The following is an 11,312-nucleotide window of genomic DNA, read 5'->3' on the forward strand; positions in this document are numbered from 1 at the left end:
AAAGAGCCGGAACATACGCCTTTCGTTACAGCCTTCATGAGGGCTCACCACTGCAGATGCAGTGGCTTTTTTACGGTCAGTCCGAGCTGCCTGTGGCAGTGCAGACCTGGGAGCTGCCTGCAGGAGGCTTCGAGGGTATGCATTCACATGCGGAACCTGGCCGCCCCCTGGAGGAGATCTATGTTGTCACGGAGGGCACGGGTGAAATGACCGTCGAAGACGAAACATATTCGGTAGGAGTCGGTGACGCCGTCCTGGCCAGGGTGGGAACGCGGCACGATCTGCGCAACACCGGCGAGGGGCCGCTGAAGGTGATGGTTATCTGGGGCGAGCCCCGGCCGGCCGACTACTCCAACTTGGGATCGGCGAAGGGGGCACGGATGGCCAGGGCCGATGCGTCGCCTCCTCCCACTGCCGGTAAGCACCCGCTGTAACTAGTCCATCGCGTCACGGCTTGCTGAATCTCTGTCCGGGCAAGATAGCTGCACAATCAACGGTAGGCGTGCGACACCCTGTCTGTGATCCAGCCAACGAACAACGCCTTTGAGCAGCCGAAGGCCGAAAAAAGCTCCCCACGGATCTGCAGGAATGCGTGCTGTCCGAACCCAACGCCAACCTCAGACTTGCCCACGCATCCCATTCTTACGGGCGCCACAGCGGCTACCAGTAAGACGGAGCGACCTCTCCCCCACTGAAGCTATAGCTTGACGAAATCGTCACTATCGGCGTTTGAAAAAGACTGGGGAGAGGCTGGAGAAGGGGCTCTTTCCTGCCAGTATTTCGTGGGATTCCCGCCCAAGGCCGCCGTCACCGGCAATGCTTGCAATGCTCTTTTCGCCGCGGTATTCAAGGGTTTGGTCCAGCAGGAGAAATGCTGGAGGCGATGGGAGTGAGGCTTTTGCTGCCTCCGCGAGCTCGGTCAGTCGCTAGGGGATCAGCGAACCCCGCAGCTGTTGCAGCGCAACACGAACTCCGGTCTCGGAGCGGTGAATCTCCCTCACATTCATCCCAGTGAACTCCTTCACCGCACGGCGCATGCTTTGTACGTTGGTGAATCCGCACGATGCTGCAATTTCTGAATAGGTGATCCTTTGGGCGTGGGCCTGAAGGAGGAGCTCCAGCGCTTTGCGCGTCCTCAAGGCGCGTATGCGCTCACCCAAGTGGAGCTCTTCATTCTCGAAAAAGTAGAACAGGGAGCGACGGGAGAGATTGAACCTTTCGGCGACCATTGCCACGTCCAGTTCAGGATTGTCATAGCTGGCATCAAGGTATTTCTTCACCGCCCGGCTTAGGGCTGGTTTCTGGGCCTCATCGTCGACCGGCGTTTCGAGCAGGGAACCAACCAGGGTCGCCATCACGGATCTGAGGATGTCTGCGGTTCCCGATGCCTCCCGGTCGATGCCCGGCCGCTTCCAACTCATAAGTGCAGGGATCACGAATGTGCCCACAATTGGGTGTTTTGCCAGGTCAGGCAGGCGAAGCAAGGAGCGCAGTTCGGCCGCGCTCAGATTCAGGCTGCTGCGGTCGATGTTAAGCTGCAAGGCGTGAAATCCTTCGGGCGCATCGAAACTTCCGCCCAGCGAGGTATCGATGAACCTGACGGAGCCCGGTGGTACCGGCTCAGGCACGCCATCGGGAGCTAGGGTTAGCCCCGGCGCCTTGCGGAAGTAGGCCAGGCGCAGGTCCGCCGCGTCGGGATTCGGAGCCCACGAGCCCAATGCGGGTCCGTTGTACATTTCTATGAGGCTGAAGCCGGGCCCGGTAAGAGTAATGGCTGAAGGACTGAAGGACGCAGGAGTCTGACGTGCCGACTTTTCCAACTGCATTGGGATTTCGACGGCACTGCCATACCACGCGCGCCAATGTTCGAACCTTTGTTCGGGATTTAGCCCCTCCGGCACTACATATCGTCGCAGGCGGCTGCTGTTCTCGTTTCCAGGTTGAGGCATGCCGTCCTCCTTCACCAGCTGAACCACTATGGCGGTCTTGGGAGCTGCCACGACGCCGTGAGGACGGTGTTGCGATGCCCATAGGACCGGTCGAAAGGACGCCCGCTGTTAGGGCTATTTTACGTGTATATAGCCCTTGATTGGCGTTAATGAGTCGGTACAGGCACACCACACGACGAGCATTGCCACCGCCGAGGCCTGGGTGTGTCCCTGAAGAGGGCGGGTGCAGGGAGAAATGATCCAACCCGCAGCCTTACACCCTTGCGTGTCTGTCTTCCGGATCTTCATTCGGAGACGTGATCAAGGAAACGCGTCCTGCAATTGTCTGGCCCCCGCGTCAAGGGGCGCCTGGGATGATGTCCGGGTGGCGTGCTCCATTTTCTGGAGATCGTGAGTATCTTCGTGTCCGCTGGAATGCAGCTGGGTTGCCAAATCATTGACTCGGTGAGGGGCGAGGACATATTCGACGGCCAACATGCCCGCCCCAACTACTCCGGCTTCCGGCCCCGTTTCGGATTGGGTGATATTCAGATGCTGGGTCGCCAAAGGTGTTGAGCGCGCGTAGACCGTTTCACGGATTCCGGCGATCAGATGTTCTCCAGATTGTGCAAGGGATCCGCCGACAACAATCAGGGAAGGGTTAATGAGGCTCACACACATGTTGAGCATTTCCCCGATGTCGCGGCCAGCCTGCCGGATGGCTTGAATAGCCGCCAAATCGCCGGACCGGACGAGTGAGACGATGTCGTTTGCGGTGGTTGCTTCGAGTCCGTTTTCGCGGAGCTGCGCGGCGATAGCCTGGGCGCCAGCTATGGCTTCCAGGCAGGCACTCTTGCCACAGCGACATAGCATTCCTGCCCCCCGGGAAACAGCGATATGGCCGACGTCTCCTGCGACGCCTGCCGCGCCCCGCTGCAACATTCCTCCACTAATGACGCCCGAGCCGATGCCGGTGGCGACTTTAAGGAAGATCATGTTGTCCTCGTTGGGCCAGCGTGTCGCCCGCTCGCCGAGGGCCATAAGATTGACGTCGTTGTCGACGAGTACGGGAACGTCAAAGGTCTGCTGAACGTAAGCGGGAACATCAAATCTGTCCCATCCCGGCATGATCGGCGGACTGATCGGCTTTCCGGTGGAGTGTTCCACCGGACCGGGCAGCCCGATCCCAACCGCGAGTATATCCGCCGCCGGACGGCCCACCGCTTTCAAATGACCTTTCAAGGTCATCAATAGCCAGTCCAAAACGACTTGCGGTCCGGACGAAATCTCAAGTCGTTCAGTGGATTCCACGAGTACCCTTCCCGACAGGTCCGTGAGCGCGACCGTGGCGTGTGTGGCGCCGACGTCGGCGGCAGCGGCCAGCCTTGCACCGGGGTTGAAGGCTAGTCGCGCCGAGGGGCGGCCTCCAGTGGAAACCGCGTCCGACACAGGTACAACGAGCCCGAGTTCCAGGAGCGCCTCGAGGCGGGAACTGATGGCGGCTCGACCCAAGCCTGCTATCCCGGCCAGATCTGCCCTGGTTCGCGGGTGTCCGTCGCGCAGGATACGCAAAAGTTCACCGGCACCACCGTTGTCCATGTCTCTCCATTCTTGACACATCAGGCTCACAGACCCCGGGGGGCCTCATCTCCACTCAGTGTCAAGGCGACCACTCGTCCCCGTCCACTCGTCGATGGCCGTAGCATCAAAAAGTGCAACTTCGGTCTGCGTTCCATCGTGAACAGCGTCAAAAGGTGCAGACTTTTGCTGAGTGACTGACCAAAGCACCGTGCTGCGTGTCACTGTTTCGGCATGGAAAACGACAGAACCACGACAGTCCCCTCCCGGTTACGGGTCGGGTTCGTCGGTGCCGGGTTCATGGCCTACGTGCACAGCAGAGCCGCCCGTGCTGCCGGCGCGGCAATCGCCGGCATCGCCTCCTCAAGCCCTGGCAGTGCCGCCCGCGCCAGAGACCGCCTGGGCGTCGAACAGGCTTACGCCTCCGCCCAGGACCTCATCGAGGATGACATGATCGACGTCATCCACGTCTGCACCCCGAACGCCACCCACCTAGCCTTGGCGGAAGCAGCACTGAAGGCAGGCAAGCACGTTGTCTGCGAGAAGCCTCTGGCTACCAACGTGCAGGATGCCACCCATCTGGCGGAGCTGGCCGCTGAGGCCGGGACTGTCGCGACCGTTCCGTTCGTCTACCGGTTCCATCCGATGGTACGGGAAGCCCGGGAACGTATCGCATCCGGCCAGACGGGCCTGATCTCTACCATCCAAGGCTCCTATCTTCAGGACTGGCTGCTTTCCCGCAACGACGATAACTGGCGGGTGGACGCCGGGGTCGGTGGCCCTTCGCGGGCGTTCGCCGACATCGGGTCCCACCTCTGCGATCTCCTCGAATTCGTGACCGGGGACCGAATAACACGGGTCGGTGCGTTGAGCCGGACTCTCTTCTCGGGCCGGGCAAACCACAAGGACGTCCAGACGGAGGACCTGGTTGCCGCTGTATTTGCGACTAAGAACGGCGCCGTGGGAAATCTGCTGGTCAGCCAGGTCGCGCCTGGGCGGAAGAACCGCCTGATGATCGAGATTTCGGGTTCTGAGAGCTCGGTCCAGTTCGACCAGGAAGCACCGGAGACGTTGTGGCTTGGTAAACGCGCCGGTTCCCAGCTGCTTATCCGCGACCCGGACGCGCTTAGCCCCGAAGCCGCACGGCTCAGTGTCCTGCCGGCGGGGCATCCCCAGGGCTATCAGGATGCGTTCAATGCGTTCGCCGCCGATACCTACGCCGCAATCAACGGAGACCACCGCGATGGCCTGCCCACCTTCCGTGACGGCCTCAGGTCAGCCGTCCTGACCGAAAGCATCATCCAATCCAGCAAGCGCGCCGAGTGGATCGACGTCCCGGCCGTAAAAGAACTAGAAGGAACGCACCAATGAAGATCCTCCAGCCACACCTCGGTACACGGGGCGCCCACAAGTCAGAAGGCAATAGCATGATCCGATCTCTCGATCGCCTCAAGCGGTCACGCATCGTAGCGGGCTTGGGGGCCGCGCTGACCGTAACCCTGTTGGCTACCGCATGCACGGGCGGGTCATCAGCACCCAGCACGACGGCGGCCAAACCGGCAGAGTTGCGGATGCTCTACACAACCGATGAAGCCAACAGCGCCGCCGTTGCGTCTCTGGTGCCGCAGTTCAAGGAAAAGTTCGGCATCGATCTGAAGATCGATAACCAGCCGTACGACGCGCTGCAGCAGAAGGTGTTCTCCGAGTTCGCGTCCGGCAGCAACTACTACGACATAGTCGTCGTCGACACTCCGTGGGCGCCGGCCCTGGTGCAGAACCTCGAGCCCCTGAGCCCGTACCTCGAGAACGGGGCCCTGAACCCTGACAGCCCGCAGTCCAACGTGGGCGACTTCATCCCCAAGGTGTTCTACGACACGGCCGTCTACAACGCGGACTCCCCGATCAAACGCTACCCGGACCCCACGGCAAAGCCCGACCCCTCCGCGATCAAGAACTCCGGGTTCGACGTGTACGGGATGCCGATCCAGTCGAATGTGGCCGTCATGGCCTACCGCAGCGACCTGTTCAACGACCCTGACCAGAAGGCGAACTTCAAGGCCAAGTACGGCAAGGACCTCACAGTCCCGAAGACCTGGGACGACTATGCCCAGGTGGCGGAGTTCTTCACTCAGCCCGACAAGAAGCTCTATGGCACCACGGTCATGGCAGGAGTCGGCGACTGGGCCACCGATGACTTCAAAACCCTGCTCGCCTCCTTCGGCGGAGACGGGACCCTGGCTGACCAGGATGGGAAGCCCGCGTTCAACACCCCCGAAGGAACCCAGGCACTGGACTACTACGCCAAGCTGGCGCAAAGCGGACACGTACCCCCGGGTAGCACGTCAGCGGACTGGGGTACAACCGCCGAATCCTTCGGCAGCGGACTGACCGCCATGACCATCAATTACCACGACCTCAAGCTCGGGGACAACGTCAAAGGCGGCACCATCGGCTACGCCCCCGTACCCAGTGCGAAGGCCACCGGACCCCACTTCGGGACCTGGATGCTGAGCGTCAACAAGAATTCCAAGAACAAGGAGTGGGCCTACCAGGGGATCAGCTGGCTGACCGCAGCCGAGCAGCAAACGACGATGACCGCCAAGTCCCTGCACCCCAGCCGGACCTCCGTCTTTGCCGGAATCAAGAGCGATAACCCCCTCGCACCCTTCTACGACACCCTCGGAAAATCCCTCGCAGAAGGCGTAGGCCGTGCACGGTTGACCAACTACACAGAAGTCAGCCACGAGGTGGCCGTCGCGGTCAACAACGCAGCAACAGGCGCTTCCTCGCCCTCGGACGCCCTCAAGTCCGCGTCAGACAAGGTCTCGGCCCTCCTTAAATCGGCCGGCTACTAACCATCGGACCGCCCAAGGTCGCCCAAGGAGTATCGATTATGAAAACAACCGCCGCACCATTGGATGCGACCTTGACGGTTGACGCTTCCCGCCGCGCGGCCGGCCTAGCCACGGCCGGCCCGCACGGCAGGAAAACGCTCACCTGGAAAAAACGTTCGACCCCATGGATGTACATGGCCCCGGCCATGTTTGTCCTGCTGCTGATGACCGTGGCCCCGGCCATTTTCATCTTCTACTCGGCCTTCCGCAACGACAAGATCCTTGGGGGCGTTGGCAAATTCGTCGGACTCGACAACTTCATCACGGCAGTCACCAACGCCTCGGTCCAGCACGCGTTCCTGATCACGTTCGGCTTCGTCGCGGTCGCGGTGATCCTGGAGATGATCTTGGGCTTCGCCCTGGCACTCCCGCTGGCGGCCCAGACCCGCGCCAATAAAGTAGGGGCCGCGCTCATGCTGCTGCCGTTCGCAGTCACCCCCGCGGTCGCGGCCATGGTGTTCAAGCAGTTGCTGAACCCCAACTACGGGTGGGTCGGATACTACCTCGGCGTCTTCGGATTCCCCAAAGGCACCGACCTGCTCGGTGATCCGACATCGGCATGGATCATCCTGGTCATTCTCGACATGTGGCAGTGGACCCCGTTCATCGCCCTGATCCTGATGGCCGGCCTGCAGTCCCTGCCGGGGGAACCCAGGGAAGCAGCCATGGTCGACGGAGCGACCCCATGGCAGATGTTCCGGCACATCACCTTCCCGGCCATGGTGCCGTTCATTGCCATCGCAGCCGTGCTGCGCACCATCCAGGCCTTCAAAACGTTCGATTCATTCAAGATCCTCACCGGCGGCGGCCCCGGGGAATCCACAGAGATCATCAACCTGGGCATTTTCCGCGTCGGCCTTCAAAGCTTCAACGTCGGTCTCGCCTGCGCCCTGGGCGTGGTCTTCCTGATCATCCTCTCGCTCCTTATCCCCTTCATGCTGCGCATCATCGGCCGCCGAGCAGACCCCGAGGAAATGTAATGACAACGACATCATCAACCAGCCGCGGGGGTACCGTGGCACGCGTCATCATCGGACGCACCTTCCTGTGGACATGGCTCCTGGTCGGTCTCGTGCCGCTGGTCTTCATGTTCATCACCTCCATCAAACCGGCCGGGATCGCCAACCAGATCCCCCCGGCCTGGATCTTCCAGCCCACCCTGGAGAACTACGCCTCGGTACTGTCAGCCGGCGGCGGCAAATCCGAAAGCTTCGGTCAGCTGCTCACCAACAGTGCAATCGTCAGCCTCGGCGCCACCGCCCTGGCCATCGGTGTGGGTGTCCCGGCCGCCTATGCCCTGACCATGAGGGATTTCCGGGCCCGCAAGGGGCTCTCATCCTGGATTCTGTCGACCTATATGTTCCCGCCCATCGTCGCCGTCATCCCGGTCTTCGTCTTCGCCGGCAAGCTCGGGCTCATGGACACCTACCCGGCCCTGATCATCCCGTACGCTGCCTTCAACCTGCCCATCGTGGTCTGGATCCTGCGCAGCTCGATCCTGCAGCTGCCCTATGAAATCCAGGAAGCAGCCATGGTTGACGGCGCCTCAACATGGAACGTGCTCCGCCGGATCATCTGGCCCCTCCTAGTGCCGTCGGTCGCGACGGCCGCCGTACTGACCATCGTCCTGTCCTGGAACGAATTCCTGTTCGCCCTGTCCCTGACCCGCAGCGGAGCCAAGACCGCTCCCGTGGGCCTGCAGCAGTTCACCGGTATGTACGGCACGGACTGGGGCAACATCACCGCGGCTGCGACCCTGATCGTCGCCCCCATCCTGGTGCTCATGGTCGTGCTGCGCCGCCAGATGGTCGCCGGCCTCACCTTCGGGGCAGTCAAGTAAATGAGTATTGGAGAAGAAAAGATGAAAGCAGTCATCCTTCCTGGTGATAAAAGAGTCACCGTCATGGAACGCGACGTCCCGGAGCCTGGGCCGCACGAGGTGCTGGTGCGGACCCGTGCCTCCGCGATCTGCCGCAGCGACATGAGCATTTACTATGGGACCCCCATCGTCGGCAGCGAAAGCGCCGGCCAAGGTTCGGTGATACCCGGGCACGAAGCAGCCGGCGAAGTCGTCAAAGTCGGTAGCGCCGTGACCCACGTCAAAGAAGGTGATCGTGTCGCGGGCTACCTCGCCGTGGGCTGCGGGTTCTGCGAGTACTGCCTCAGCGGCTACATGATGCTGTGCGACCAGTGGAAATGCTTCGGTTTCGACGTCCACGGCGGTGACGCCGACTACTTCGTGCTGCCCGAACGCAACTGTCTTCAGCTACCCGACGAACTCAGCTTCCGCGCCGGGGCGGTCATGACCGACATGGTCGGCAGCCAATACCACGTGCAAAAACAGCTTCGCGTGGCCGGCGGAAAAACCGTCGCCGTCTTCGGCATGGGACCAATGGGATCGGCCGCGGTACTCATCGGCAAAGCCTTCGGCGCCCGCGTCATCGCCGTCGACGTCATCGACCACCGGCTCGAACAGGCCAGCTCGCTCGGCGCGGACGCCGTCATCAACAGCACGACAGCCGACGCCGTCCAGCGGATCCGTGACCTCACCCAAGGCCGTGGAGCGGACGTCTGCATCGATTGCTCCGGCAACCCCGCCGGGCAGAACTCGGCCCTGGACGCCGCCGCCAAGCTTGGCGCCGTCGCTTTCGTCGGTGAGTCGCGAGCTACGCAGATCAATCCCAGCGACCAGATGCTCAGGAAACTGCTCACCGTCGTCGGCGGCTGGTACTTCCCCATCAGTGACTGGGAAGAAATCGTGCGCCTCGTCATCGACCAGAAAATTCCGGTCGAAAAGCTCATCAGCCACGACTTTTCCATCGATCAAGCCGAGGAAGCCTTCCGCGCCTTCGACCAGCGCGAAACCGAAAAAGCCGTCTTCGTCTGGTAACCCCCGTCAGACCCTCCCAAGGAGAGAACCCATGTTCAGATATGCCGCCGAACTCGTCCCATACCACGACCACAGCTTCGAAGACTCGATCCGCGACCTTGCCGACATCGGATTCAAGGAAGTCAACCTCTGGTCCTCCGCCGCACCGCTGGCCCACCACGTCAACCCCGGAGATGATCCCGCCAAAATCCTCGGAGTGCTGGACAAATACGGGATCAAACCCTGCGGCCTCACCGTCTACGGAAAGAACCAGGACGAAATCCTTGAACGCGTCGAATTCGCCGCGGACCTTGGAATCGACACCCTCATCTTCGACTGCGAAGCCAACTACCCCGACTTCGTCTCCACCTTCCTCCCACCCATCGTCGAAGCAGGAGCACGCCGCGGAGTCCGGATCGCAGTCGAAAACCATCTCACCGTCCCTTTCGCCGCCGACTTCGAATCCGGCGCCAACGAAGACCAGCGCTGGGACGAAGGCGTTGACACCCTAGCCCAGATGAAACGGCTCATCCGCGACATCGACGACCCCTACCTCGGCGTCTGCATCGCTCCCCCGCACCTGTGGGTGATGCAGGACACCATCAGCGAAGCGATCACGTTCCTGGCCGAACGCAAACGGCTCTTCTACTACTACATCTGGGACATCGACCGCGCCTACCGCCACGGCACAGACGGGCTGAACTTCGGTCCCGCCGACCAGCAACTCCCCCGTCCTGACGGAACACTTGACCATTCCGTGATGCTGGGAACGCTGCGCCGGGTCGGGTACGAAGGCGTCGCCAGCCTGAAATGCCACGGAACACAGGGATGGAGCTTCGGAAAAATCGGCGAACAGCTTCGCGCCGCCGACGCCTACGTCAGGGACTGCATAAAGAAATCCCAAGCCCTCTGAGAATCCTCGACTCATCACATGGTCCGGGGTCTGCAGCGGCAACGGCCGGTATCCTCCCTGGCCGAACCCGATCTCCAGTCCCCGGACCTCCAAACGGAAATCCCACAAGGCACAAGTGCTGCCATAACTGGACCGACAACCTTTGTCCCGGACGCGTCGGCCCGACACCGGCGATTTACCCCAGACTATCCAGTAAGGCCAAGGAACCCCACCATGCCCCGCTCCTTCACACTCTCCACCGGCCAGTGGGCCGACCTGCCCTTCGAAGAAGTCGCCAAATTGGCCTCCGGCTGGGGCTACGACGGCCTGGAAATCGCCGTTTCCGGCGACCACCTGGACGCCTGGCGCTGGGACGAACCCGGCTACGTCGACGCCAAACTGGCAATCCTGGACAAGTACAACCTGAAGGTCTGGGCCGTCTCCAACCACCTCAAAGGCCAGGCCGTCTGCGATGACCCCATCGACTTCCGCCACCAGGCCATCGTCGGATCCAGGGTCTGGGGCGACGGCGACCCCGAAGGCGTGCGCACCCGCGCGGCCGAGGAACTCAAACACACCGCCCGGCTCGCCAAAGCCCTCGGCGTGGACACCGTCGTCGGGTTCACCGGCTCCTCCATCTGGCAATACGTCGCCATGTTCCCGCCCGTCCCCGAGAAAGTCATCGACGCCGGCTACCAGGACTTCGCCGACCGCTGGAACCCCATCCTGGACGTCTTCGACGAAAACGGCGTCCGCTTCGCCCACGAAGTCCACCCCTCCGAAATCGCCTACGACTACTGGACCACCGTCCGCACCCTCGAAGCCATCGGCCACCGCGAAGCGTTCGGCCTGAACTGGGACCCCTCCCACATGCTGTGGCAGGGCATCGACCCCGTCTCCTTCATCTGGGACTTCAAGGACCGGATCTACCACGTGGACTGCAAGGACACCAAGATCCGCCAAACCGGACGCAACACCGTCCTCGGCTCCCACCTGCCCTGGGGCGACCCCCGCCGCGGCTGGGACTTCGTCTCCGCAGGCCGCGGCGACGTCCCCTGGGAAGCCTCCTTCCGGGCCCTGGCCGCCATCGGCTACGACGGACCCATCAGCATCGAATGGGAAGACGCCGGCATGGACCGCCTCCACGGCGC

At 62.0% G+C, this 11,312-nt stretch carries 10 protein-coding genes; 8 read left to right on the top strand and 2 right to left on the bottom strand.

The features are described 5' to 3' along the window. The first annotated feature begins 56 nt into the window (after positions 1-56). Positions 57-434 carry a cupin domain-containing protein gene (locus ACTJK0_RS20935; protein WP_440746313.1) on the top strand — a complete coding sequence of 126 codons (378 nt, stop codon included), beginning with the start codon at positions 57-59 and terminating at the stop codon, positions 432-434. Positions 435-926: 492 nt separating this feature from the next. Here the strand turns inward: ACTJK0_RS20935 and ACTJK0_RS20940 are convergent, their stop codons facing one another. Then, on the bottom strand, positions 927-2,000 hold the full coding sequence (locus tag ACTJK0_RS20940) for a helix-turn-helix domain-containing protein (RefSeq protein ID WP_440746488.1): 1,074 nt from the start codon (positions 1,998-2,000) through the stop codon (positions 927-929). A 249-nt stretch (positions 2,001-2,249) separates the two neighbouring features. Next, on the bottom strand, positions 2,250-3,527 hold the full coding sequence (locus ACTJK0_RS20945; protein ID WP_440746489.1) for an ROK family protein: 1,278 nt from the start codon (positions 3,525-3,527) through the stop codon (positions 2,250-2,252). A gap of 213 nt (positions 3,528-3,740) precedes the next feature. Between ACTJK0_RS20945 and ACTJK0_RS20950 the strand changes: the two genes are divergently transcribed. The 7 genes from ACTJK0_RS20950 to ACTJK0_RS20980 all read left to right on the top strand — a co-directional run. Further along, positions 3,741-4,877, top strand: a complete 1,137-nt coding sequence (locus tag ACTJK0_RS20950) for a Gfo/Idh/MocA family protein (protein ID WP_440746490.1) — start codon at positions 3,741-3,743, stop codon at positions 4,875-4,877. A 56-nt stretch (positions 4,878-4,933) separates the two neighbouring features. Beyond that, entirely contained in the window at positions 4,934-6,361 is a 1,428-nt protein-coding gene (locus ACTJK0_RS20955; protein ID WP_440746491.1) for an ABC transporter substrate-binding protein, read from the top strand. A gap of 38 nt (positions 6,362-6,399) precedes the next feature. After that, positions 6,400-7,380, top strand: a complete 981-nt coding sequence (locus ACTJK0_RS20960) for a carbohydrate ABC transporter permease (RefSeq protein ID WP_110543341.1) — start codon at positions 6,400-6,402, stop codon at positions 7,378-7,380. Next, on the top strand, positions 7,380-8,240 hold the full coding sequence (locus tag ACTJK0_RS20965) for a carbohydrate ABC transporter permease (protein ID WP_440746492.1): 861 nt from the start codon (positions 7,380-7,382) through the stop codon (positions 8,238-8,240). Before ACTJK0_RS20960 ends, ACTJK0_RS20965 begins: the two co-directional genes overlap by 1 nt. Before the next feature lie 21 nt (positions 8,241-8,261). Continuing rightward, positions 8,262-9,290 carry a zinc-binding dehydrogenase gene (locus tag ACTJK0_RS20970; protein ID WP_440746493.1) on the top strand — a complete coding sequence of 343 codons (1,029 nt, stop codon included), beginning with the start codon at positions 8,262-8,264 and terminating at the stop codon, positions 9,288-9,290. A gap of 31 nt (positions 9,291-9,321) precedes the next feature. Next, the gene (locus ACTJK0_RS20975) at positions 9,322-10,182 is read left to right on the top strand and encodes a sugar phosphate isomerase/epimerase family protein (protein WP_440746494.1); all 861 of its coding nucleotides are present in this window, start codon (positions 9,322-9,324) and stop codon (positions 10,180-10,182) included. Between the two features lie 213 nt (positions 10,183-10,395). Further along, a partial coding sequence (locus ACTJK0_RS20980) for a sugar phosphate isomerase/epimerase family protein (RefSeq protein WP_440746495.1) occupies positions 10,396-11,312 on the top strand: 917 nt, incomplete at its 3' end.

The sequence above is a fragment of the Paenarthrobacter sp. 22069 genome (assembly GCF_052046035.1).
GTDB lineage: Bacteria > Actinomycetota > Actinomycetes > Actinomycetales > Micrococcaceae > Arthrobacter.